We start from the raw sequence: 22,736 nt of genomic DNA on the forward strand, positions 1-22,736 counted from the left end.
GTGAGGGTGCTCGTACTCGTCGCTCCCGGCCAAGGCGCTCAGACGCCCGGCTTCCTGACTCCCTGGCTCGAACTCCCCGGTGCCGCCGACCGCATCGCGGCCTGGTCCGAGGCCATCGGGCTGGACCTCGTCCACTACGGCACGAAGGCCGACGCGGACGAGATCCGTGACACCGCCGTGGCGCAGCCGCTGCTGGTCGCCGCCGGCCTGCTCTCGGCCGCGGCCCTCGGTGACGTGGCGCCCGGCGCGGTCGCCGGCCACAGCGTCGGCGAGTTCACCGCCGCCGCGTTCGCGGGCGTCCTCGACGACACCGCCGCGCTGCGTCTCGTCCGTACCCGTGGTCTCGCGATGGCCGAGGCCGCCGCGGTCACCGCGACGGGCATGTCGGCGCTGCTCGGCGGCGACCCCGAGGTGACCGTCCCGCACCTGGAGAAGCTCGGTCTGACCGCGGCCAACGTGAACGGCGCGGGCCAGATCGTGGCCGCCGGCACGCTGGAGCAGCTGGCCGCCCTGGAGGCGGACAAGCCGGAGGGCGTCCGCCGCGTCGTGGCGCTGAAGGTCGCCGGCGCGTTCCACACGCACCACATGGCGCCCGCCGTCGCGAAGCTGGAGGAGGCGGCCGCCGCGCTGTCCCCGGCGGACCCGGCCGTGACGTACGTCTCCAACAAGGACGGGCGGACCGTCGCCACCGGCGCCGAGGTCCTCGCGCGCCTGGTCGGCCAGGTCGCGAACCCGGTCCGCTGGGACCTGTGCATGGAGACCTTCCAGGAGCTCGGCGCGACGGCCCTGATCGAGGTGTGCCCCGGCGGGACCCTCACCGGCATCGCCAAGCGCGCGCTGCCGGGTGTGGCCACCGTCGCCCTCAAGACCCCCGACGACCTCGACGCGGCCCGTACGCTCATCGCCGAGCACGCGGCCGTCTGAGAAGGAGTGTCGAGAAGCATGTCGAAGATCAAGCCCAGCAAGGGCGCCCCGTACGCGCGGATCCTGGGTGTCGGCGGCTACCGCCCGACCCGGGTCGTGCCGAACGAGGTGATCCTCGAGAAGATCGACTCGTCCGACGAGTGGATCCGCTCACGCTCCGGCATCTCCACCCGCCACTGGGCGTCCCCGGAGGAGACCGTCACCGCCATGTCGGTGGAGGCCTCCGGCAAGGCCATCGCGGACGCCGGGATCACTCCCGAGCAGATCGGCGCCGTGATCGTCTCCACGGTGTCGCACTTCAAGCAGACCCCGGCCGTCGCCACCGAGATCGCCGACAAGGTCGGCGCGGGGAACCCGGCCGCGTTCGACATCTCCGCCGGCTGCGCGGGCTTCGGCTACGGCCTGACCCTCGCCAAGGGCATGATCGTCGAGGGTTCTGCGGAGTACGTCCTCGTGATCGGCGTCGAGCGGCTCAGCGACCTGACGGATCTGGAAGACCGCGCGACGGCCTTCCTGTTCGGCGACGGCGCCGGTGCCGTGATCGTCGGCCCCTCGGACGAGCCGCACATCGGCCCGACCGTCTGGGGCTCCGAGGGCGACAAGTCCGAGACGATCAAGCAGACCGTGCCGTGGAACGAGTTCCACGTCGGCGACGTCTCGAAGCTGCCCCTCAACGAGGCCGGCGAAATCAAGTTCCCCGCCATCACGCAGGAGGGCCAGGCGGTCTTCCGCTGGGCCGTCTTCGAGATGGCGAAGGTCGCCCAGCAGGCGATGGACGCCGCCGGCATCACGGCGGACGACCTGGACGTCTTCATCCCGCACCAGGCGAACATGCGGATCATCGACTCGATGGTGAAGACTCTGAAGCTGCCGGAGCACGTCACGGTCGCCCGTGACGTGGAAACCACCGGCAACACCTCGGCCGCCTCGATTCCGCTCGCTATGGAGCGGCTCCTGGCGACCGGGAAGGCGAAGAGCGGCGACACCGCGCTCGTCATCGGCTTCGGGGCGGGTCTCGTCTACGCCGCGACGGTCGTTACCCTCCCCTAGGCACCCGGATCCTTCCGGAAGCCCTTTTACCGAAGCAATCACAGAAGGAGCGCCACCATGGCCTTCACCCAGGAGCAGGTCGTCGAGGGTCTCGCCGAGATCGTCAACGAGATCGCCGGCATCCCGACCGAGGACGTCCAGCTGGACAAGTCCTTCACCGACGACCTGGACGTCGACTCCCTGTCCATGGTCGAGGTCGTCGTCGCCGCCGAAGAGCGCTTCGAGGTCAAGATCCCCGACGCGGACGTCAAGGACCTCAAGACGGTCGGCGACGCCGCCAACTACATCCTGAAGCACCAGGCCTGATTCGGCCCCTGCTGACTCGGTCCGCCACCCGGCGGTGGCGCCGTATTCCGACCATCACACACATGGAGAACGAATTCCTGTGAGCTCGACCAATCGCACCGTGGTCGTTACCGGTATCGGCGCAACCACACCGCTGGGTGGCGACTCCGCGTCGACCTGGGAAGGTCTTCTCGCGGGGCGCTCCGGCGTCCGGCCCCTCGAGGGCGAGCGCTTCGCGGAGCTGCCCGTGCAGATCGCCGCGACCGCCGCCGTCGACCCCGGTGACGTCCTGCCCCGCCCGCTCGCCCGCAAGCTGGACCGCTCGGCGCAGTTCGCGCTGATCGCGGCCCGTGAGGCCTGGGCCGACGCGGGCTACACCGCCCCTGCGGGCGAGGACGACAAGATCGTGCCCGAGCGGCTCGGTTCCGTCATCGCCTCCGGCATCGGCGGCGTCACCACCCTGCTCGACCAGTACGACGTGCTGAAGGAGAAGGGCGTTCGCCGCGTCTCCCCGCACACCGTGCCCATGCTCATGCCGAACAGCCCCTCCGCCAACGTGGGTCTGGAGGTGAACGCCCGGGCGGGCGTCCACACCCCGGTCTCCGCGTGCGCGTCGGGTGCCGAGGCGATCGGCTACGCCGTCGAGATGATCCGTACCGGCCGGGCCGACGTGGTCGTGGCCGGCGGTACCGAGGCCGCGATCCACCCGCTGCCGATCGCCGCCTTCGCCAACATGATGGCGATGTCCAAGAACAACGAGGAGCCGACGAAGGCCTCGCGTCCGTACGACACCGGCCGGGACGGCTTCGTCCTCGGCGAGGGTGCGGGCGTCGTGATCCTGGAGTCCGAGGAGCACGCGAAGGCGCGCGGCGCGCGTGTCTACTGCGAGGTCATCGGCCAGGGCCTGTCGGCCGACAGCCACCACATCGCGCAGCCCGAGCCGACCGGCCGGGGCATCGCCGCCGCGATGCAGAACCTGCTCGACTCGACGGACCTCAAGCCCTCCGAGGTCGTTCACCTGAACGCGCACGCCACGTCGACGCCGCAGGGTGACGTCGCCGAGATCAAGGCGCTGCGCAAGGTCCTGGGCGACGACCTCGACCACGTCGCGATCTCCGCGACCAAGTCGATGACGGGTCACCTCCTGGGCGGCGCGGGCGGCATCGAGACCGTCGCGACGGTCCTGGCGCTCTTCCACCGCGTGGCCCCGCCGACGATCAACATCGACGACCTGGACGCCGAGGTCGACGCGGACATCGTCCGCGGCGAGCCCCGCGAGCTCCCCCAGGGCACGATCGCCGCGATCAACAACTCGTTCGGCTTCGGCGGCCACAACGTGGTCCTCGCCTTCCGCACGGTCTGATCTCCACACGCCGGAGGCCCACCCCCGCTTCGGGGGTGGGCCTTCGGCGTGTTCGCGTGCCGTCAGCGCAGGGCGAAGGCCGCCGGTTCGGCCTGCATCCCGCGTCCTCCGGCCAGTCGGCGACGGCGCCCGGCGCGCCCCGGCGCGCCCCGGCGGAATCCACAACGCGCGGGTGAAGCCGGTCAGACGACTTGGTGCAGCCAGCGGACCGGGGCGCCCTCGCCCGCGTACCGGAAGGGCTCCAGCTCGTCGTCCCAGGGCTTGCCGAGGAGTTTGGCGACCTCGGCCTCCAGCTGGGTCTCGCCCTGGAGGGAGCGCGCAAGGGCGGCCCGCAGCCGGTCCTCGGGAATGAGGATGTCCCCGTGCATGCCGGTGACGGCGTGGAAAATGCCCAGCTCGGGGGTGGCGCTGTAGCGCTCGCCCTCGGCGGTGGGGCAGGGTTCCGCGGTCACCTCGAAGCGGAGCATCTGCCAGCCGCGCAGGGCGGAGGCGAGTTTGGAGGCGGTGCCGGTCTGGCCCTTCCAGGAGAACTCGGCTCTCCAGGTGCCGGGGGACGCCGGCTGGCGGATCCAGTCGAGCTGGACCCGCGCACCGAGGACACCCGCGACCGCCCATTCGACGTGCGGGCACAGCGCGCGCGGTGCGGAGTGTACGTACAGGACTCCACGTGTCGTCACCGGGACCTCCAGTGTGGGACGAGGGTCGCCTTCCCAGCGGCCTCAGTTAACAGCATCCGGAGTAAAATGTCGCAAACCCTCAAAAAGGGGACAGCATGTGACGTGACGTAATTTACCGGAGCCCGTCGGCGAAGGCGCCTCTGGTTCGACGGGGGAAAAGCTACCGTGCCGCACCGTCATCGGTGTGACGTACGGTCGGTCCGGGAGCCGGTGGACACGAACCTTTCACCCGCCAGGACGCCGAAGGAGGGGCCGGGGATGCGCGGTCGACGCGAATTCCGTACCGCTGTGCGTGCCGCTGCGGCACTGTTGTGCGCAGGGGTCCTTTTCGGCTGCACCACCGCCGGGCCCGACGCGGCGGCTCCGGTTCCGACGCGGACCGCGAAGCCCACGCCCTCCCCCACGCCGACGTCGCTGTGGGACGTCTCCCCCGCCTCCGTCGCGGCCGTCGGCGATTCCGTCACGCGCGCCTTCGACGCCTGCGCGGTCCTGGCGGACTGCCCCGAGGTGTCCTGGGCGACCGGGACGGACACGGCCGTCAACAGCCTGGCGCTGCGGCTGCTCGGCCCGGAGAAGGTGGCCACGCGCAGTTGGAACCTGGCGCGGACGGGTGCGCGGATGGCGGAGCTGCCCGAGCAGATGGCGGGGGCGGCGGCCGAGAAGCCGGAGCTCGTGACGGTGATGATGGGCGCCAACGACGCCTGCCGACCCACGCCGGAGCTCATGACCCCGGTCGCCGACTTCCGCTTCTCCTTCGAGACGGCGCTCGCCCGGCTGCGGGCGGGTGCGCCGAAGGCGCAGGTGTACGTGTCGAGCGTGCCGGACCTCAAGCACCTGTGGTCGACGGGGCGGGTCAGCCCGGCGGGGCTGCGGGTGTGGAAGCTGGGGATCTGCGGCTCGATGCTGGCGGACGCGGAGGACCTGGGTCCGGCGGCGGAGCGGCGGCGGACGCGGGTGCGGGAGCGGGTGGTGGCGTACAACGAGGTCCTGAGGGAGGTCTGCGCCGAGGACGAGCGTTGCCGGTACGACGGCGGGGCGGTCTTCGGTTTCCGTTTCGACGGCGGGCAGTTGAGCCCGTGGGACTGGTTCCATCCGAGCAGGGACGGGCAGGCGCGGCTCGCGGAGCTCGCGTACCGGCGGATCACGAAGGAGTGAGGAGCCCCGGGACGGTTGTCAGGTTCCGTCCCGGGGCCCGGTCTTGAGGGGATCGGCCGGTCAGATCTCCAGGGTGGTGGTCAGGCGGGCGTCCGTGAGGGAGTGGGCCGCCAGGACCTCGTAGGCGCCGGGGACGAAGGCCCAGCCGTTCTTCTCCTCGTCCCAGATCTCGAAGGCGCGGCGGGGCAGTGCGATCTCGGTCTCGACGGTCTCGCCGGGCGCTGCCTCGACGCTCGCGAAGCCGGCGAGCCAGCGCGCCGGGCGGTCGTGGTCGTCGGAGACGGGCGCCAGGTAGACCTGGACGACCTCGCGGCCGGTGCGGTCGCCGGTGTTGGTGAGCCGGACGGTGACCGTGTCGGGGCCCGCGGCCAGGGAGTCGTACGACCAGGTGGTGTAGCCGAGGCCGTGGCCGAAGGGGTACGCGGGGACGGCGCCGGCCTTGTCCCAGGCGCGGTAGCCGATGAAGACGCCCTCGGTGTAGTCGAGTACGCCCTCGGTGGGGGTGACCTCGGTGACAGGGACGTCGGCGAGGGCGGCCGGCCAAGTGGTGGGGAGGCGTCCGCCGGGCTCCTCGGCGCCGGTGAGGACGTCGGCGAGGGCCGCGCCGCCCTCCTGGCCGGGGAACCAGCCGAGGAGGATCGCGGCGACGTCCTCGCGCCACGGCATCTCGACCGGGGAGCCGGAGTTGACCACGACGACGGTGTTCGGGTTGGCGGCGGCGACGGCCCGTACGAGCTCGTCCTGGCGGCCGGGGAGGACGAGGTCCTTGCGGTCGAAGCCCTCGGACTCGACGCGCTCGGTGGTGGCGACGACCACGACGGCGGTGTCGGCGGCGCGGGCCGCCTCGACGGCTTCGGCGATCAGTTCGTCGGGGTCACGGCGCGGACCGAGGTGGACGAAGGAGAACATGACGGCCGGCAGCGGGCTCGCGAACTCCTTGTTCAGGGTGTGGTGCAGGGAGACCTCGACGGTCTCGCCCGCGGTGAGGGCGACCTTGGCGCGCTCGACCGGGGAGCCGAAGAAGGCCTCGAAGGGGTCGGTCTCGGGGCCCATCGCCTGGACGCCGTCGAAGACGGTCTCGCCGGCGACGGCGAGGGTGAAGGCGCCGAGGCCGCGGGTGCCGAAGGAGTGCTCGCCGGACTCGAGCGGGGTGAAGGTGCCGAGGACCTCGATGGAGGCGAGCTCGTCGTGGGTGACGCCGGCGGGCAGGTCGTCGCCGATCCACTGGACCTGGCCGTTGGGCAGGGAGCCCTCGCCGAGGACCCGGCCCTCGGCGTCGCGGCAGCGGGCGCGGAGGGTGAAGCCCTCGCCGGCGGGGGTGAGTTCGTCGCTCGGGTCGGCGCCGACGGTGAAGGTGAGCGCGCCGTCCGGGAGTGCGGCGGTGAGGCCGTCGAGCGGGGAGACGACGTGGTCGGGGAAGACCTGGGCGGAGCCGCCGCCGAGGACGCGGGCGGCGCGGGCGGCGGCGCCGGAGAGAGCGACCGTGCCAGTCCTGAGGGGCAGGGCGGCGTTCTCGTTGCGGACGAGGACGAAGCCGCGGCGGGCGATCTCGCGGGCGAGGGCGTCGCCGTCGACGGCGGCCGGGTGCTCGGTGACGACGGCCGGGGCGCCTTCGAGGGCGCCGACGCGGGCCGCGAGCCGCAGGACGTTGCGTACGGCCGCGTCGACGGCGGACTCCTCGGCCTCGCCGGCGCGGACGGCGGCGGCGAGGGCCTCGCCGTAGACGGTGGCGGGGCCGGGCATGGCGACGTCGAGGCCGCCCTCGATGTCGCCGGTGGTGGAGCGGGCGGCCATCCAGTCGGAGACGTTGTAGCCGTCGAAGCCCCACTCGCCGCGCAGGACCTCGTTGACGAGGTAGCGGTGCTCGGTCATCGTCACGCCGTTGACCTGGTTGTAGGCGGTCATGATGCCCCAGGGGTGGGCGTTCTTGACGATGGCTTCGAAGGGCGCGAGGTAGAGCTCGCGGAGGGGGCGGGCGGCGATCCTGTTGTCGACGGTGAAGCGCTCGGTCTCGGCGTCGTTGGCGACGAAGTGCTTGACGGTGGTGCCGACGCCGCCGTCCTGGACGCCCTGGACGTAGCCGGTGCCGATCGCGCCGGTGAGGTACGGGTCCTCGCTGTAGGCCTCGAAGTGGCGGCCGCCGAGCGGCGAGCGGTGCAGGTTGACGGTGGGCGCGAGGAGGACGTGGACGCCCTTGCGGCGGGCTTCCTGCGCGAGGAGCCGGCCGGCGCGGCGGGCGAGCGCGGGGTCCCAGGCGGCGGCGAGCGCGGTCGGGGACGGCAGGGCGACGGACGGGTCGTCGGCGGTCCAGCGGACGCCGCGGACGCCGATGGGGCCGTCGGACATGACCAGGGAGCTCAGTCCGATCTCCGGCAGTGCGGGCAGGGACCACATGTCCTGGCCGGCGAGGAGCCGGGTCTTGGTGTCCAGGTCGAGCTTGCCGAGCGCCGCCTCGACGGCCGCTTCCCTGATCGCGTCCGCGCTGGTGCCCGTGGGCGTCTCCGCCATGGCCGTACCTCCTCGTTGACGTACCCCGATGGCCCCATCGTGCACCCACTTACCTGTAGATCGGTAGGTGACGTTACTGTTCTGTTATTTTCATGAGGGGGTACGGTCCTGTCGGGACGACGTCGGAGAAGGAGGCCGGGACGATGGTGCGAGCCAGGAGCGAGGAGCGCCGCGCGGAGATCCTGCGCGCCGCCCTCGAGGTGATCGCCGAGCGCGGCTACCGGGGCGCGACCCTCGGCTCCGTCGCCGAACGCGTCGGACTGACCCAGCAGGGGCTGCTGCACTACTTCCCGACGAAGGAGGCCCTGCTCGTCGCGGTCCTCCAGGAGCGCGACCGCTGGGACACGAGCGGCGGCCGCGACCGCGAGAACTGGCGGCTCGACCTGCTGGAATCCCTCGTCGAGTACAACGCGATGCGCCCGGGGATCGTGCAGACCTTCTCCGCGCTGCTCGGCGAGAGCGTCACGGACGAGCACCCCGCGCGGGAGTTCTTCACCGAGCGGTACGGGCAGGTGCGGTCGAGCATGGCGGACGTGCTCCGCCTGGAGTTCGGCGAGCGGCTGCCGAGCGGCCTCACGCCCGAGCGGGCGGCGCCGCTCCTGACGGCGGTGCTCGACGGGCTCCAGTACCAGTGGCTCCTCGACCCGTCGGCGGTGGACATGCCGGACGCCTTCCGGGACTTCCTGCGGCTGCTGCGCGGGGACGACTCCCGGCCCTGAGGCGGGGGTTCGGGTGCGGGGCCGACGGGATTCGAACCCGCGGGGTCCGGCCACCAGGTTCGGCGACCGGCCGCTCTCCCCGGGGGTGGGAACCTCCACCACCCGGATCCGCATTCGACCGTGCTCTGCCACGGCCCCGCACCCTGGCGGGACCGCGCGATCCCGCATGCAGCGGAGTGTAGGGGCCCGACACCGGTGGCCCGCTAGCGGATTACGGCGGCCAGGTCCCGGTCGCGCAGGTCCGGGTCCGCCGTCAGGGCCGTGTGGACGGCCTCCAGGACGGGAAGCTTCGCCGTCGCCGTGGCCAGGGCGACGTCCTTCGCGGCGAGCGCGACCGGGAAGTGCACGCCGGTGGCGGTGGCCCGGCCGACGGCTCCGGCCAGCGGGCCCGCGGCGAGGGTGCGCAGCGCGAGCTCCCGGGGCAGGCCGAGGGAGCCGGCGAGTGCGAGGGCCTCGCCGATGAGGGCGACTCCGCCGATCGCGGCGTTGATGAGGACGAGTTTGAGGGCGGCGCCCGTGCCGGGGCCGCCGCACGGCGTGGTCGCGCCGAGCAGGTCGAGGACGGCGGCGACGGGCGCGGTGTCGCCGCCCGCGAGGATGGTCAGCTCCCCGGTCGCCGCCCGGTCCACACTGCCCATGACGGGCGCGTCGATGAGGGTGACCCCCTCGGGGAGCCGGGCGGCCAGCTCGCGGACGGTGTCCGGGCCGACGGTCGAGGTGTCGATCCAGTGGGTGCCGGGGCGCAGCGCCGGGATCAGCTCGTCGGCGACGGCGAGCGCGGCGGCCGGGTCGGCGAGCATCGTGAGGACGACGTCGGCGTCGCGGACGGCCTCGGCGGGGGTCGCGGCGCGGACGGCCCCGTCGGCGACGAGGGCGTCGGCCTTGGCGGCCGTGCGGTTCCAGACGGTCAGCGGGTGGCCGGCGTCGAGGAGGCGGCGGGCCATCGGCCGGCCCATGGAGCCGAGACCGAGGAAGGCGATCTTCTGCGTCGTGTTGTCCATGGAGGCGACGCTAGGCGGGGGCCCGTCATGCGACAAGCGAATGTCTCGCATGGTTCCCATGCGGAAGGAGCATGCAGAATGGCCGGGTGAATGGTCATGTCCTGTACGAGGTCTTCCTCGCCGTCGCCCGCGAGGGTTCCTTCACCGCAGCCGCCCGCGTCCTCGGCTACACCCAGTCCGCGGTCTCGCGCCAGGTCCAGTCCCTGGAGGACGAGACGGGCGCGGCGCTCTTCGAGCGGCTGCCGCGCGGGGTGCGGCCGACCGAGGCGGGCCGGGTGCTGCTGCCGCACGCCGAGGCCGTGCGGGACCGGCTGCTCGCGGCCCGCGCCGAACTGGACGCGCTGCGCACCCTGGAGGGCGGTCTGCTCCGGCTCGGTTCGTTCTCCAGCGCCAACGCCGCGCTCGTCCCCCGCGCGCAGGCCGCGTTCCGCGTCCGGCATCCGGGCGTGACCGTGACCCGCACCGAGGGCCCGTCGGTGAAGCACCTGGCGCAGCTCGCCGCCGGTGAGCAGGACCTGGCGGTGGTCAGCCCGGCGCTCGCCGCTCCCCCGCCGGAGGGTGTGACGCTCCATCACCTCCTCGACGAGCCGATGCTGGTGGCCCTGGAGCATGGGCATCCGTACGCGGGCCGCCAGGCGGTGCGGCTGGCCGAGCTCGCCGACGAGGAGTGGATCGTCGGTGCGGAACGCCTGGAGGACACCCTCTTCCGGCCGGCCGTGGCCGCCGGGTTCCGGCCGCGCACCGGGCTGATGGCCCACGACTGGATCGCCAAGCTCGGGGCGGTCGCCGCCGGTCTGGGCATCACCCTCGTACCGGCGCTCGCGGCGGAGGCCGTACGGCGGGACGTCACGCTCGTCACGATCCACCCGGACGACGTCCCGTACCGCCGGATCTGCGCGGCGACGCCGTCGGCACCGACCGTGGCGGCGGCCGCGTTCCTGGAGCAGCTGCGGGAGACGGCGGAGGCGCTGCGGGACGGCCCGGGGGGTGCGGGATGATGGGGGTCATGATCGTCGCAGCCACGCAGTTCGCCCCGGTCGCCGGGGACATCGACGCCAACGTCCGTACGATCGCGGAGCTCGTCCGGGCCGCCGGAGCCGAGGGGGCCCGGGTGGTCGTCTTCGCGGAGCTCTGCCTCAGCGGCTACGAGCCGTCGCTGATCCGGGACACGCCCGCCTTGGTCCTCACCGAGGACGACCTCCGGCTCGCACCCGTGCGGGAGGCCTGCCGTGCGGTCTCGGCGGCGGCCGTGGTCAACGGGCCGGTGCGGACGGCGGACGGCCGGACCGCCGTCACCACGCTGGTGATCGGGCCCGACGGCGGACTCCTCGCCCGCTACGACAAGCGGCATCTGTACGGGATCGAGGAGGAGGTCTTCGCGCCGGGCACGGCCGACGGGCGGTTCGCGCTCGACGGGGTCCGGTTCGCCCTGGCCACCTGCTACGACAACCGCTTCCCGGAGCTGGCGGAGCGGGCCGCGGCCGACGACTGCGCGGTGTACCTGGCGAGTTCGGTGCTCTCCGCCGACAACGACTCGTTCGAGAAGGTCTATCCGGTACGGGCCCGGGACTTCGGTCTGCACGTGGTCCTCGGCAACGTCCTCGGGGCCAACGAGGACGGGGTCGGCACCGGCCGGGCCGGGGCCTGGGGCCCGGACGGCGAGCGGCTCGCGGACGCGGGGACGGACGCGCCGGGGTTCGTGCTCGCCGAGGTCGGCTGAGGCCCCGGAGAGCACGCCGGAGCCGGACAGGCCCTGAGGCCGCCCGGCTCCGGGTGGACCGTCACGGGACCCCCGGCCCGTGACGGTGCCCCGCCCCCCTGTTACGGGGCGCTCAGGCCCAGCGTGTACGCGCCGGAGCCGCTGTACGCGTGGACCACGTACCGGTAGTAGCCCGCGGTGCCGTAGTAGCTGGTGTCCTCGTCGGCGGTCGCCGTGCCGCCGACCGCCACGTCCGCCCAGCCCGACCCGTTCCACTTCTGCAGGTAGAGGTCGAAGTCGGTGCCGGCCGGGCCGCGCAGGCAGCCCACGTGGGTGCCGGAGGTCGCCGAGTAGTAGTACGAGCCGTCGGGCTGGGCCGCGGCCTGACCGGACGTCAGGCTGCCCTGGTAGCTGTACTCGGTGTTGTCGCAGCCGGTCGGCGGGGTCGTGGTGCCGACCGCCAGCTGGTAGGTGACGGTGTGGGTGGCGGAGCCCGTACCGGTGACGGTGATCGGGTAGGTGCCGTTGGCCGTGCCCGCCGCGACCTGCACGGTCATCGTGGACGAGTTGCCGGAGGTCACCGAGGCGGGGCTGAAGGAGACGGTGACACCGCTCGGGGCGCCGCTCGCGGAGAGCTGGACGGTCTGCGCGCTGCCGCCGGTGGTGCTGGTGTTCACCGTCGAGGTGACGGAGGCACCCGGCTGGACCGAGCCCGAGGACGGGTTGAGGGCCAGCGAGAAGTCCGGGGTCGTGGTGCCGCCGCAGTCGGTCTCACCGGACTGGGCGGGCACGCCGATCGCGTTCCACGCGGCCTTCACCGCGTTGCACTCGGCGCTGCCGTAGGTGTTCTTGGCGCTGGTCAGCGTCGCCTTGCGGGCGGCGAGGTGGTTCCAGGAGGAGGTCTTCATGAGCAGCGCGCCCATGAAGATCTTGCCGGCCTTCTGGATGCCGATGCCGGTCACGGAGGACGGACCGCCGGAACATATCGGGCTGTTGGGCTTGCCGCCGCCCGGGTTGGAGCCCTCGGCGAGCAGGTAGAACCAGTGGTTCTGCGGGCCGGCCGCCGCGTGCACCTCGGTGCCCGAGGTCAACTGGGGGTAGCAGTTGGGGTCGTTGCCGATGAGCGAGGGGTTGTACATGTTGCGGATCGGCTGGTTGTTGCCGGTGAAGTTGAGCTTCTCGCCGACGGTGTAGTCGGGGGTGTCGTTCGGGTTGTTGGCGTAGTGCTCGGTGAGCGCGCCGAAGATGTCGCCCGTCGACTCGTTCAGGCCGCCGTTCTCGTTGGACGAGCCGGAGCTGCCCGGGGTCCGGTCGAAGATCTCGTGGCCGTACTCGTGCGCCACCACATCGATGCCGGTGAGCTGGTTGGTGCCGTTCTGGTTGCGGCCGTACGTGGTCTTCGTACCGTCGTAGTAGGCGTTGACCTCGCTCAGTCCGGCGCGGGCCGGGACCATGCCGCCCTGGCCGTTCTGGCCGTTGTAGCCGAACCACTCCTTGAGCATGGAGTGTTCCTTCTGCGCCGCGTACATGATGTCGACGCAGGCGGTGACCAGGTCGTTGGCGCCGTTGTTGCCCCAGGGCGAGGAGCCCGTGTACGCGCTGCCGTTCTGGCCGCCGCACTTGAAGCCGCCGCGGCTGGTGTCGGTCATGGAGCTCGCGGCGGTGTCGATGGTGACGTTGCCGTTGTGGTAGCCGCGGCCGTCGGCGTGCAGGATCTTGTCGGTGGCCCGGGCGACGGCGCCGGTGCGGGCGTCGACGTAGGTGTCGAGGGAGCTCGGGGCGTCCTGCGCGGTCCGGCCGATGACCAGGGTGTGCCAGGTCAGGACGGCCTTGCCGCCCTTGAGGAGCACGGTCAGCTCGGGGGCGCTCGCGGACTCGACCGAGGCGAGCTGCTTCCGGGCGGTGGCGAGGGCCGCGTCGGCCGTCACCTTGGCCTTGGTGGCGACCTTGATGGCGGGGGCCTTGGCGCCGGTCACCTCGCGGACCTTGCCGGAGCTGTCGGAGACGACGACCGCGTCGCCGCCGACGACGGGGAGGCCGCGGTAGGTGCGCTCGTACGCCGCGTAGTACAGGCCGTTCGCCCAGGGGGTGACGGACGTCCGGACGAGTTCCTCGTCGGCGCCGTGCCGCAGCTCGTCGAGACCGCTGTCGGCGGCCCGGTCGGCGGCGGCCAGCGCGAGGGACTTGCCCTGCCCGGGCGGTACCGGCTGCGCCTGCGGCGCCGCGGCGGCCGGCGCGGCGGTGGCCGGTCCGGCGAGGGCGGTCGCGAGGCTCGCCGAAAGCGCCAGGGCGGCCACGGCCGCCGTGAGTCTGGTGGGGTGCAACGTACGCTCCGATCGGGGTGTGGATCAGGGTGGGGGAGACGGATCGTCGCGCCGAGTATGGGCGTGGACATGGCCAGTTCGGGACATCTCATCCGGCATAAGACGCGGGTTATGGTGCGGCCGTGCCGTGCTGCGTACGCTGCTGAAATGCAGCTGGAGTTGAGGCATCTTGAGGCCGTCTGCCGGATAGCGGAAGCGGGCAGTCTGGGACGCGCGGCCGGGCGGCTCGGGGTCTCGCAGCCGGCGCTCTCGGCGCAGCTGCGCCGGATCGAACGGGTCGCGGGCGGGGAGCTGTTCCTCCGCGGCCGGCACGGTGTGGAGCCCACTCCGCTGGGCGAGTTCGTCCTCTCCAAGGCGCGGCTCGTCCTCGGCGAGATGGACGCGCTGGCCGCCGGTGCGCGGGCCGTCGCCCCGCACACCCCGCTGCGTCTCGGCTGCATCCTGCTCGTCCTCGTCGACGGGCTGCTCGGGCAGGTGGAGGAGCTCATGGCGGGGCAGGACATCGCGGTGACGGTGGAGCACTCGGCGACGACGCTGACCCGGCAGCTCGGCGCGGGCCGGTACGACGCGGTGCTGTACGGGGAGGTCAACGACCACGAGGTGCCGCTGCCGGAGGGGACGACGGCCCGGACGCTGGTGCCCAAGGAGCCGTTCTGCGTGCGGCTTTCGGCCGCGCATCCGCTGGCCGCGAGGGACCGGATCGCGCTGGCCGAGCTGGCGGGCGAGGACTGGATGACGCTGGTGGAGGACGACGACGGCGGCCCGGAGGCGCTCGTCGCGGCCTGTGCGAAGGCCGGGTTCACGCCGTCGCTGCGGCACCGGGTGGCCGACCGGAAGATGCACTACGACCTGATCGCGGCGGGCCGGGCGATCTCGATGAGCCAGCCGACGGCCCCGCCGGCGGCGGGCACGGTGCTGCGCCCGCTGGAGGGCGACCCGGTCATGGGGCGGATCCGGCTCGCCTGGAACCGGGCGGCGGTCCCGGCGCCGCACGCGGAGCTGCTGTACCGGGCGGCGGTCCGGGCCTACCTGGCGAACGTGGACAACAACGCCTTCTACCGGGCCTGGTGGGACGCGCGGCCGGAACTGCACCCGGTCCTCGACGTCTGAGGCGACGGCGAGGACCGGGTGCGGCCGGGTCAGTCGTAGGAGAGGTCTCCGGCCTCGTAACGGCAGGTGGTGCCGTCCGGTCCCGTGCCGATCTCCTTGGGCTCCTTGCCGGTGTCGTTGCCGGTGAAGCGGGTGCACGGCTTGATCTTCTTCTTGGCGTCGCCGTGGATCCGGATGTTCCGCAGGGTCGCGGTGTCGCCGTAGTTGGCGTTGACGCCGACGATCGACTTGCCGGGCGTGGTGACGTCGACGTCGTTGATCAGGATCGTGCGCGGGTACTGCTTCTTGCAGTTGCCGCAGGAGCGGACCAGCTTGCCGAAGTCGGCGACCTGGAACTTGTTGACGACCAGCTTGCCCGCGCCGTTGAACTGGAAGACCTTGTCGGAGGCGCCCTTCGCCCCGCCGCCATGGACCGCGTACACCGCCGTCTTCGAGGTGCCCTTGAAGGTGGCGGCGTCCTCGCCGACGTTCTCCCACCAGACGTTCTGCAGGGTGCAGCTGCCGAGGCAGTGGACCCCGTCGGCGGCGGGGGTGCCGATGACCACGTTCTTGAGGGTCGCGCCGTCCTTGAGGACGAAGAGGGGCTTCTGGCTCTCGCTCTGCCCGTCGGAGCCGAGCTCACCGGTGCCGGAGAAGCGCGCGAGCTTGCCGTCGTACGTGCCCGAGACCTCGATGGTCGTGGCGACCGGCTTGCTGCCCTTGGCCTGCGGCCAGGCCGCCACGGTGGTCGCGGCGCCCGCCGGCGCGAGGAGGGTGCTGGTGACGATCGCCGCGCCGGTGATGCCGAGGGCGCTGAGGCCGCCGACGATCGCGCGGCGGCGGCCCGTCTTCCGCTGGTGTGACGTCATGGTGCTCTTCTCTCAGTGGGGGAGGTGGTGCACCCCCTGGTCGCCACCGGAGAAGGGAAGGTTGCCGCGCGCCTGATCATTTTCCGCGGAGGCGCCGTTCCGCTCGTCGTCGTCCCGGTCGCCGCCGCCCGTCTCGCCGCGCAGGTCGCGGGCCATGAGCGTGGCTCCGGCGACGGCTCCCGGCATCAGGAAGACGGCGACGAACGGCACGAGGAAGGCGAGGGTCAGCGGCACGCCGAAGCCGAGCGTGGCCATGCGCCGCCCGCGCAGCAGCGCGAGGCGCTCCTTGAGTTCGACGCCCCGGCGCTGGAGCGCGACGGCCGTGAGCTCCTCGGCGAGGAAGAAGCCGGAGACGCAGAAGCCGAGGACGGGGACGACGGTCTGGCCGATCACCGGGATGAAACCGCAGGCGAAGAGCAGGATGCCGTAGAACGCGACGCGCAGCACGACCCGCAGGCTGTCCCGGGCCGAGATCCACAGCTCGCGCCAGAGCGGGAGCCCGGACTCGGGCACGTCGCCGCCCTCGCTGCGGTCGACCTCTTCGGAGAGGGACTCGTAGAAGGGCTGGCCGACGAGGAGCGTGACGGCGGTGAAGGTGATGACCGCGAGGAAGAGCCCGAAGACGAAGACGAGGCCGGTGAGCGTGCCCCGGAAGAAGCCGAGCCAGGGCGAGGTCCAGTCGTCGGCGAACGGTGTCAGCCAGGCCACCAGGTCGTCGGCTCCGTAGCCGAGGCCGACGAGCGCCCCCGCGTAGAGCACGAGGGTCACGAGCCCGGGCAACAGCCCGAATCCGAACCACCGTCCGTGCCGCCCGACCCACTTCTGGCCCTGTGCCAGGTATCTGAAACCCACCCCGAGATCACGCATGCGTGCAGCCTACTGACGCACGCGGTGAGGGCCGCACCCCGGTCGGTCGGGGTGCGGCCCTCACTCAGTGTGCCGGTCCGGAGCTCAGACGGCGAGCTCGACCGTGATGTTGCCGCGGGTCGCCTTGGAGTACGGGCAGACCTGGTGGGCCTTCTCGATCAGGCTCTTGGCGGTCTCGACGTCCACGTTCGGAATGGTCGCCGAGATCTTGACGATGATGCCGAAGCCGTCGTCGTTCTTGCCGATGCCCACCTCGGCGGTGACCGTCGAGCCGGAGATGTCGGCGTTCTCGTTGCGGGCGACGACGCCGAGCGCGCCCTGGAAGCAGGCGCTGTAGCCGGCCGCGAAGAGCTGCTCGGGGTTGGTGCCGGCGCCGGAGCCGCCCATCGCCTTCGGCGGGTTGACGACGAGGTCGAGCTGGCCGTCGTCGGTGGCGACACGGCCGTCGCGCCCGTTCTCGGCGGTGGCGACGGCGGTGTAGAGAACGTCGGAGTGCTGGATCGACATGCGAGGTACTTCCTTCGTCAGTTCGCCGCGACTCGCGCCCACGATCGCGGCGGCTGAGGGAAGACTAGCGGGTCACCGAGACGATCATCTTTCCGGTGTTGTCCCCGCGGAGCAGTCCGAGGAAGGCGTCCACGCCGTTCTCGATGCCCTCGACGAAGGTCTCGCGGTGCTTCAGCTCGCCGGAGCCGAGCCAGCCGCCGACCTCCTGGACGAACTGGTTCTGCAGACCGTAGTGGTCGCCGACGAGGACGCCCTGGAGGCGCAGCCGCTTGCCGATGATCATCGCCATGTTGCGCGGACCGGGGACCGGCTCCATGTCGTTGTACTGGGCGATCATGCCGCAGATGGTGGCGCGGCCGTGCACGTTGAGCGAGGAGATCGCGGCTTCGAGGTGGTCCCCGCCGACGTTGTCGAAGTAGACGTCGATGCCGTCCGGGGCGGCCTCGCGGAGCTGGTCCTTGACCGGGCCGTTCTTGTAGTTGAAGGCCGCGTCGAAGCCGAGCTCCTCGACGAGGAACTTCACCTTCTCGTCGGAACCGGCGGAGCCGATGACCCGGGAGGCACCCTTGAGGCGCGCCATCTGGCCGACCTGGCTGCCGACGGCACCGGCCGCGCCGGAGACGAAGACGGCGTCGCCCTCCTTGAAGGAGGCGACCTCGAAGAGGCCCGCGTAGGCCGTGAGGCCGGTCATGCCGAGCACGCCGAGGTAGGCGGAGAGGGGGGCGAGCGCCGGGTCGACCTTGGTCGCGTGCTGCGCCGGGACGTCCGCGTACTCGCGCCAGCCGAGGCCGTGCAGGACGTGGTCGCCGACGGCGAAGCCCTCCGCGTTGGACGCGACGACCTCGCCGACCGCGCCGCCGTCCATGGGCCGGTCGAGCTGGAACGGCGGGATGTACGACTTCACGTCGTTCATCCGGCCGCGCATGTACGGGTCGACGGAGAAGTGCAGGTTGCGCACGAGGATGCGACCCTCGGCGGGCTCGGCGACCGGGGTCTCGCGCAGGGCGAAGTCCGCGGCGGTCGGCCAGCCGTGCGGACGGGCGACGAGGTGCCACTCACGGCTGGACGCGGGAAGAACGGACATGAGCTCGGCCTCCGGAGATAAGTTTCAGGTCAAAAAAGTTTCACTGACTGAAACAACCATGCGCCTTGATATTTCACGTTGTCAAGTAACTGGGTAGGATGATGCCCATGGCCACCTCACGCACGGACCCCCTGACCCTCGAAGTCGTCGAGCTGATCGGCACGGTCGTGGCGCGCTACTACGAGGAGTACGAGCAGGCGGCCGCTCAGCACTCGCTGACCGGCGCGCAGGCCCGGGTCCTCGGGCTGCTCTCGCTCGACCCGCTGCCGATGCGCAGGATCGCCCAGAAGCTGAAGTGCGAGCCGTCCAACATCACGGGGATCGTCGACCGCCTGGAGGCCCGCGGCCTGGTCGAGCGGCGGCCCGACCCGGACGACCGCCGGGTCAAGCTGGCCGTCCCCACGGACGAGGGCCAGGACACCGCCCGGCGGCTGCGCGAATCGCTGGACTTCGCCCGCGAGCCCCTCGGCGAGCTGACCGAGGTCGAGAGAACCCTCCTGCGGGACCTGCTGAAGCGGATGCTCGGCGTGGACGCGGTCTAGGACCGGACGGGCCCTGACGCGTCGCGTCAGACGCACCACCACAGGAAACGGGTGCAGGTCGGCGTCGGGGTCGGCGTGGGGCTCGGAGCAGCCGTCGCCGTCGCCGTCCCGGACGGGGTGCCGCTCGGGGCGGGCCCGGTGCCCGTGGCCGTCGGCGTCGCCGTGCCCGAGGCGGTCGGCGTGCCGGGCTGAGTGACGTCCGGCGTGGCGGTCGGGGACTCCGCGTGGGTGGGGGTCGGCGATTCCGCCGGGGCGCCGCCTCCGGAGCCGGAACCCGTACCCGTACCCGAGCCGGAGCCGGAGCCGCTACCGGACCCCGAGCCGGAGCCCGAGCCCGAGCCGGAACCTGCCCCTGAGCCCGTACCGGAGCCGGATCCCGCACCCGAGCCTGTGTCCGAGCCCGTGTCCACCTGCTGCTCGCGGGTGGGTGCGTTCGTGCGCGGGGCGTCCGTGACCTCGGACGGGCCGGAGCCGTCCGGCGGTGCGGCGCTCTCGGCGGTCTCGGTCGGGGTGGGCGGCAGCGAGGTCTCGACGACCTCCTGCTCCTGCACGGCCGAGGCCGCGCCGCTCGCCTCCGGCTCGTCCAGAGCCAGCTGCACCACGCCCAGCGTCCCGGCCGCCAGCACCAGGCCGACCGTACTCATCAGCACCGTACGCCCCCGGCGCGCCCTCGCCCGCCTGCTCCCCCGGGACGCGGACCGGCCCCGCGCGGCGGTGCGGGCGGCGCGGCGGCCGCTCGTCGCGGGCCGCGGCGGCTCGACGACGTCCAGCTCGTAGACGTACTCGGGCTCGGCGGGCGGCGGAACGGGTACGTGGGGGGTCTCGTACCGCAGTTCCTCGACGGGGGTCCCGCACCCGGCACAGGCGAGGGCCCCGTTGAGATGCCGCCGGCACGCGTGGCAGTAGTCCATGGGGCCCGCAGGCTATGCGGCGCGGTGCGGCGGCAGGTAGGCGCGGAAGTGAGGATCCTGTGAGGAAACCGCAGGTCGTCGGCGGTGCGTCGCGATTCTCCCGCTTCGGTCAGGATCGTCTCCGGCTTGCCGCCACCATCCACGACGCCATCCCCGCCACCATCCTCGCCGCCGCCCCCACCGCCGACCGGGTGGCCCAAGCGGCGCAGCCCAGCGCGCGCCGGGCCCGGGGCGGTCGCACGATGCGAACTAGGACGTGTCCGGTCGATGAGGGTCGGAAGGGCCGGGATCGGCCGGACAGGACCTGGGACCGCGCAACGCGAAACACCTCGCCCGTGCCAGCACCGCATTCCGGAGGATCCGCCGTGACCGTCAGCCTTGAGCAACTGCGCCGTTGCCATGTCGCCGTCGACCTGGGGGCCGCTCGCACCCGGGTCTACGTCAAGGGCGCCGGACTCGTCGTCGACGAGCCCAGCGTCGCCGCCGTCAACACCCGTACAGGAGCGCTGATCGCCGTCGGCGCGCTGGCGGAGAAGATGACGGGCCGCACCCCCGACTACATCCGGGTCGTCCGCCCCGTCTCGGGCGGCACGGTCGTCGACATCGAGATGGCGCAGCGGATGCTCCGTCACCTCCTCGGCGAGAAGCTGCGCCGTCAGCTGCGCCGCAAGCCGCGGCTGCGCGCGGCGGCCTGCACGCCCCACGACAGCGACCCGCTCGCGCAGCGCGCCGCCGTGGAGACCCTCGTCGGGCTCGGCGCGCGCCGGGTCGAGCTCGTCGACACCCTGATCGCCGCGGCCGTGGGCTGCGGGCTCCCGGTCGAGCAGCCGACCGCGACCATGATCCTGGTGTGCGGGGCGGCGACCACGCAGGTCGCGGTCCTCTCGCTGGGCTCGATCGTCACGGCCGAGCGGATGCCGATCGGCGGCGACGCCATCGACCACGCCGTCATCCAGCACCTGCGCCACCACCACGAGCTGATGCTGCCGAGCCAGTCGGTGCGCCCGCTCCAGCTCGCCCTCAGCGGCAACGGCCTGACGCCGCACGGCCCGGCCTCCACGGAGATCCACGGCCGGGACGTCGCCACGGGTCTGGCCCGCTCGGTGACCGTCGACACCGCCGCCGTGCGGCAGGCGATCCACACCCCGCTGACGGCGGTCCTCGACGGCATCGGGAAGGTGCTGCGCGACTGCCCGCCGGACCTGGTGGCCGACCTCGCGGACCGCGGGATCATGATGGTCGGCGGCAGCGCCCTGCTGCCGGGGCTCGACCAGATGCTGCGCGAGGCGACCGGCATGCCGGTGCACATCGCCGAACGGCCCGACGTGTGCGCGGTCCTGGGTCTCGGCGCGATGCTGGAGGGCAAGGTCCAGCCGATGGTCCTCGACCCGCTGGCGGTGCGTGACCCGCTCGCCGACGTCGACTGATCCGGAGAATCACCCGATTCGTACGACAATGAGATCATGACGATCATGGATGAGGACGGCGCCCGCCTGCCCTTGCTGCTCGAAGCGGTCCTCAGCGTCGGCACGGATCTCGAACTCCGCGCCACCCTCCAGCACCTCGTGGACTCGGCGACCGAGCTGACGGGGGCGCGCTACGGGGCGCTCGGGGTCGTCGACCCCGAGCGCCGGCGGCTCACCGAGCTCTTCACCTCCGGCATGAGCGAGGCGGAGCGGCAGCGGATCGGCCGGATCCCCGATGGTCACACCGGCCTGTTCGGCGTCATGGTCCAGGACCCGCGGCCGCTGCGGATCGACGACCTGACGGCCGATCCGCGCGCGTCCGGAGTGCCGGAGGGCCACCCGGAGATGCGCTCCTTCCTGGGCGTGCCGATCCGGGTCCACACGCAGGTCTTCGGCAATCTGTACCTCACCGAGAAGCGGACGGGCCGCTTCACCGAGGAGGACCTCGCGCTCCTGCGGGTCCTCGCCTCCCAGGCCGGGATCGCCATCGGCAACGCCCGGCTGTACGAGACGGCCCGGCAGCGCGAGCGCTGGATCGAGGGCGCGGCGGCCGTGACCACCGCCCTGCTCACCGGGGCGACCGCCGAGAACGCCCTGATGACCGTCGCCGAGCAGGCTCGGATCCTCGCCGACGCCTCGGCCGGCGTGGTCCTCCAGCCCACCCCGGAGGGCGGGATGGAGATCGTCGCCGCCTCGACCAACGACGACCCCGGCGATCTGGTCGGCACGACGATCGCGCCCGGCTCCCCCGTCCTCGTCCAGCTCCTCGGCGGGGAGCCCGTCTTCCTGGAGGACTCGGCGACGGACCCCCGGATGACCACCCATGTCCGGTCCCGTTTCGGCCCGTCGATGATGCTGCCGCTCCAGAGCGGCGGGAAGCTCATCGGCACGCTCGCCCTCCCCCGGCGGCGCGGCGGCCCGCCGTACTCGGCGGTGGACCGCCTGCTGGCCTCGCAGTTCGCCTCGCAGGCGGCGCTCGCGCTGGTCCTCGCGGACGCCCGGCACGACCGGGAGCGGCTCGCGGTGTACGAGGACCGGGACCGGATCGCGCGGGACCTGCACGATCTGGTCGTCCAGCGGCTGTTCGCCACGGAGATGATGCTGGAGTCGACGCGGCGGCGGGCGCTCGCCGCGGCCCCGGGCGCGGGCTCCGCCACCGAATCCGGCACCGCCGCCTCCACCGAATCCGGCACCGCCACTACCGCCGAATCCGGCACCACCACCACCGCCACCGCCTCCGACTCCGACCTCGACGAGAGCGCGCTCCTCAGCCGGGCCGTGGACGAGCTGGACTCCACGATCCAGGAGGTCCGGACGACGATCTTCGCGCTCCAGCAGCCCCCGGCGGACGCGCCGGCCTCCTTCCGCGGCCGGGTGCTGCGCGAGACCGGCGGGGCGGCCGCCCTGCTCGGCTTCCAGCCGTCCGTGCACTTCTCGGGCGCGGTCGACACGCTCGTGGAGGACGAGCAGGCCGGGAAGCTCCTCGCCGCGCTGCGCGGCGCGCTCGCGGCGGCCCACCGGCGGTCCGGAATCACCGCGATCACGGTCGAGGTGTCGGCCGGGGCCGAGGGCGTACGGCTCCGGGTCGAGGACGACGGGACCCCGCCGACCACCGTCGCCTGGCCGTAGGAGCGGATCCCGGCCCCCTCCCCCCGTACGGAGCAGTCCGGCGCGCCGCGCCCCCCGTCCGGATCTT

General features: G+C 72.5%; 21 protein-coding genes. 12 read left to right on the forward strand and 9 right to left on the reverse strand.

The features are described from left to right. Window positions 1-6 precede the first annotated feature (6 nt). From ASC82_RS00990 to fabF, 4 genes are all read left to right on the forward strand, one after another. The gene (locus ASC82_RS00990; RefSeq protein ID WP_056640041.1) at window positions 7-924 is read left to right on the forward strand and encodes an ACP S-malonyltransferase; all 918 of its coding nucleotides are present in this window, start codon (window positions 7-9) and stop codon (window positions 922-924) included. Window positions 925-942: 18 nt separating this feature from the next. Then, window positions 943-1,974 carry a ketoacyl-ACP synthase III gene (locus ASC82_RS00995; RefSeq protein WP_056640044.1) on the forward strand — a complete coding sequence of 344 codons (1,032 nt, stop codon included), beginning with the start codon at window positions 943-945 and terminating at the stop codon, window positions 1,972-1,974. A gap of 57 nt (window positions 1,975-2,031) precedes the next feature. Further along, complete coding sequence (locus tag ASC82_RS01000; protein ID WP_024761310.1) at window positions 2,032-2,280, forward strand: acyl carrier protein; 249 nt, start codon at window positions 2,032-2,034, stop codon at window positions 2,278-2,280. A 79-nt stretch (window positions 2,281-2,359) separates the two neighbouring features. Further along, a complete protein-coding gene (fabF, locus tag ASC82_RS01005) occupies window positions 2,360-3,622 on the forward strand; it encodes a beta-ketoacyl-ACP synthase II (RefSeq protein WP_056640047.1) in 1,263 nt (420 codons plus the stop codon). A 182-nt stretch (window positions 3,623-3,804) separates the two neighbouring features. Here fabF and ASC82_RS01010 read toward each other — a convergent pair whose 3' ends face one another. Then, window positions 3,805-4,299: a DUF3145 domain-containing protein gene (locus ASC82_RS01010; protein ID WP_024761313.1), complete on the reverse strand. Its 495-nt coding sequence runs from the start codon at window positions 4,297-4,299 to the stop codon at window positions 3,805-3,807. A gap of 258 nt (window positions 4,300-4,557) precedes the next feature. Here ASC82_RS01010 and ASC82_RS01015 point away from each other — a divergent pair, with 258 nt between their 5' ends. After that, entirely contained in the window at window positions 4,558-5,454 is an 897-nt protein-coding gene (locus ASC82_RS01015) for an SGNH/GDSL hydrolase family protein (protein ID WP_056640050.1), read from the forward strand. A gap of 60 nt (window positions 5,455-5,514) precedes the next feature. On the opposite strand, the gene ASC82_RS01020 is transcribed toward ASC82_RS01015, so the two are convergent. Beyond that, entirely contained in the window at window positions 5,515-7,962 is a 2,448-nt protein-coding gene (locus ASC82_RS01020) for a glycoside hydrolase family 3 C-terminal domain-containing protein (RefSeq protein WP_056640053.1), read from the reverse strand. Window positions 7,963-8,105: 143 nt separating this feature from the next. On the opposite strand from ASC82_RS01020, the gene ASC82_RS01025 reads away from it, so the two are divergent. Next, on the forward strand, window positions 8,106-8,681 hold the full coding sequence (locus tag ASC82_RS01025; protein ID WP_056640056.1) for a TetR/AcrR family transcriptional regulator: 576 nt from the start codon (window positions 8,106-8,108) through the stop codon (window positions 8,679-8,681). Window positions 8,682-8,884: 203 nt separating this feature from the next. On the opposite strand, the gene ASC82_RS01030 is transcribed toward ASC82_RS01025, so the two are convergent. Beyond that, window positions 8,885-9,682: an NAD(P)-dependent oxidoreductase gene (locus ASC82_RS01030; RefSeq protein WP_056640059.1), complete on the reverse strand. Its 798-nt coding sequence runs from the start codon at window positions 9,680-9,682 to the stop codon at window positions 8,885-8,887. Between the two features lie 86 nt (window positions 9,683-9,768). Between ASC82_RS01030 and ASC82_RS01035 the strand changes: the two genes are divergently transcribed. Further along, window positions 9,769-10,680, forward strand: a complete 912-nt coding sequence (locus ASC82_RS01035; RefSeq protein ID WP_242427505.1) for a LysR family transcriptional regulator — start codon at window positions 9,769-9,771, stop codon at window positions 10,678-10,680. An 8-nt stretch (window positions 10,681-10,688) separates the two neighbouring features. Continuing rightward, complete coding sequence (locus ASC82_RS01040) at window positions 10,689-11,402, forward strand: carbon-nitrogen hydrolase family protein (RefSeq protein WP_056641384.1); 714 nt, start codon at window positions 10,689-10,691, stop codon at window positions 11,400-11,402. A 101-nt stretch (window positions 11,403-11,503) separates the two neighbouring features. Here the strand turns inward: ASC82_RS01040 and ASC82_RS01045 are convergent, their stop codons facing one another. After that, entirely contained in the window at window positions 11,504-13,705 is a 2,202-nt protein-coding gene (locus ASC82_RS01045) for a M4 family metallopeptidase (RefSeq protein WP_242427506.1), read from the reverse strand. A gap of 147 nt (window positions 13,706-13,852) precedes the next feature. On the opposite strand from ASC82_RS01045, the gene ASC82_RS01050 reads away from it, so the two are divergent. Further along, complete coding sequence (locus ASC82_RS01050) at window positions 13,853-14,815, forward strand: LysR family transcriptional regulator (RefSeq protein ID WP_056640068.1); 963 nt, start codon at window positions 13,853-13,855, stop codon at window positions 14,813-14,815. 29 nt (window positions 14,816-14,844) lie between these two features. On the opposite strand, the gene ASC82_RS01055 is transcribed toward ASC82_RS01050, so the two are convergent. From ASC82_RS01055 to ASC82_RS01070, 4 genes are all read right to left on the reverse strand, one after another. Continuing rightward, window positions 14,845-15,663 carry a pectate lyase gene (locus ASC82_RS01055; protein WP_056640072.1) on the reverse strand — a complete coding sequence of 273 codons (819 nt, stop codon included), beginning with the start codon at window positions 15,661-15,663 and terminating at the stop codon, window positions 14,845-14,847. Between the two features lie 12 nt (window positions 15,664-15,675). After that, window positions 15,676-16,530 carry an EI24 domain-containing protein gene (locus ASC82_RS01060; protein ID WP_056640075.1) on the reverse strand — a complete coding sequence of 285 codons (855 nt, stop codon included), beginning with the start codon at window positions 16,528-16,530 and terminating at the stop codon, window positions 15,676-15,678. A gap of 84 nt (window positions 16,531-16,614) precedes the next feature. Continuing rightward, entirely contained in the window at window positions 16,615-17,037 is a 423-nt protein-coding gene (locus ASC82_RS01065; RefSeq protein WP_056640078.1) for an organic hydroperoxide resistance protein, read from the reverse strand. 64 nt (window positions 17,038-17,101) lie between these two features. Continuing rightward, a complete protein-coding gene (locus ASC82_RS01070) occupies window positions 17,102-18,121 on the reverse strand; it encodes an NADP-dependent oxidoreductase (protein ID WP_056640081.1) in 1,020 nt (339 codons plus the stop codon). Window positions 18,122-18,228: 107 nt separating this feature from the next. On the opposite strand from ASC82_RS01070, the gene ASC82_RS01075 reads away from it, so the two are divergent. Further along, window positions 18,229-18,663 carry a MarR family transcriptional regulator gene (locus ASC82_RS01075; RefSeq protein WP_024761326.1) on the forward strand — a complete coding sequence of 145 codons (435 nt, stop codon included), beginning with the start codon at window positions 18,229-18,231 and terminating at the stop codon, window positions 18,661-18,663. A gap of 26 nt (window positions 18,664-18,689) precedes the next feature. On the opposite strand, the gene ASC82_RS30285 is transcribed toward ASC82_RS01075, so the two are convergent. Further along, window positions 18,690-19,574, reverse strand: coding sequence for a hypothetical protein (locus ASC82_RS30285; protein ID WP_056640085.1), 885 nt, complete (start codon window positions 19,572-19,574; stop codon window positions 18,690-18,692). Window positions 19,575-19,939: 365 nt separating this feature from the next. On the opposite strand from ASC82_RS30285, the gene ASC82_RS01085 reads away from it, so the two are divergent. Both ASC82_RS01085 and ASC82_RS01090 read left to right on the forward strand, forming a co-directional pair. Continuing rightward, window positions 19,940-21,001 (forward strand): rod shape-determining protein, encoded by a 1,062-nt coding sequence (locus ASC82_RS01085; protein ID WP_056640088.1) that lies wholly within the window; start codon window positions 19,940-19,942, stop codon window positions 20,999-21,001. Window positions 21,002-21,037: 36 nt separating this feature from the next. Then, window positions 21,038-22,669, forward strand: a complete 1,632-nt coding sequence (locus ASC82_RS01090; RefSeq protein ID WP_107105788.1) for a GAF domain-containing protein — start codon at window positions 21,038-21,040, stop codon at window positions 22,667-22,669. Window positions 22,670-22,736: the final 67 nt, after the last annotated feature.

Origin of the sequence: Streptomyces sp. Root431 (assembly GCF_001426585.1) — a bacterium.
Taxonomy (GTDB): domain Bacteria; phylum Actinomycetota; class Actinomycetes; order Streptomycetales; family Streptomycetaceae; genus Streptomyces; species Streptomyces stackebrandtii.

Bases quoted from the DNA above. Each gene is read 5' to 3' on its own strand.
- ASC82_RS00995 (WP_056640044.1), top strand. From the start codon at position 943: ATGTCGAAGATCAAGCCCAGCAAGGGCGCCCCGTACGCGCGGATCCTG.
- ASC82_RS01000 (WP_024761310.1), top strand. From the start codon at position 2,032: ATGGCCTTCACCCAGGAGCAGGTCGTCGAGGGTCTCGCCGAGATCGTC.
- ASC82_RS01015 (WP_056640050.1), top strand. From the start codon at position 4,558: ATGCGCGGTCGACGCGAATTCCGTACCGCTGTGCGTGCCGCTGCGGCA.
- ASC82_RS01020 (WP_056640053.1), bottom strand. From the start codon at position 7,962: ATGGCGGAGACGCCCACGGGCACCAGCGCGGACGCGATCAGGGAAGCG.
- ASC82_RS01025 (WP_056640056.1), top strand. From the start codon at position 8,106: ATGGTGCGAGCCAGGAGCGAGGAGCGCCGCGCGGAGATCCTGCGCGCC.
- ASC82_RS01030 (WP_056640059.1), bottom strand. From the start codon at position 9,682: ATGGACAACACGACGCAGAAGATCGCCTTCCTCGGTCTCGGCTCCATG.
- ASC82_RS01040 (WP_056641384.1), top strand. From the start codon at position 10,689: ATGATCGTCGCAGCCACGCAGTTCGCCCCGGTCGCCGGGGACATCGAC.
- ASC82_RS01050 (WP_056640068.1), top strand. From the start codon at position 13,853: ATGCAGCTGGAGTTGAGGCATCTTGAGGCCGTCTGCCGGATAGCGGAA.
- ASC82_RS01055 (WP_056640072.1), bottom strand. From the start codon at position 15,663: ATGACGTCACACCAGCGGAAGACGGGCCGCCGCCGCGCGATCGTCGGC.
- ASC82_RS01060 (WP_056640075.1), bottom strand. From the start codon at position 16,530: ATGCGTGATCTCGGGGTGGGTTTCAGATACCTGGCACAGGGCCAGAAG.
- ASC82_RS01065 (WP_056640078.1), bottom strand. From the start codon at position 17,037: ATGTCGATCCAGCACTCCGACGTTCTCTACACCGCCGTCGCCACCGCC.
- ASC82_RS01070 (WP_056640081.1), bottom strand. From the start codon at position 18,121: ATGTCCGTTCTTCCCGCGTCCAGCCGTGAGTGGCACCTCGTCGCCCGT.
- ASC82_RS01075 (WP_024761326.1), top strand. From the start codon at position 18,229: ATGGCCACCTCACGCACGGACCCCCTGACCCTCGAAGTCGTCGAGCTG.
- ASC82_RS30285 (WP_056640085.1), bottom strand. From the start codon at position 19,574: ATGGACTACTGCCACGCGTGCCGGCGGCATCTCAACGGGGCCCTCGCC.
- ASC82_RS01090 (WP_107105788.1), top strand. From the start codon at position 21,038: ATGACGATCATGGATGAGGACGGCGCCCGCCTGCCCTTGCTGCTCGAA.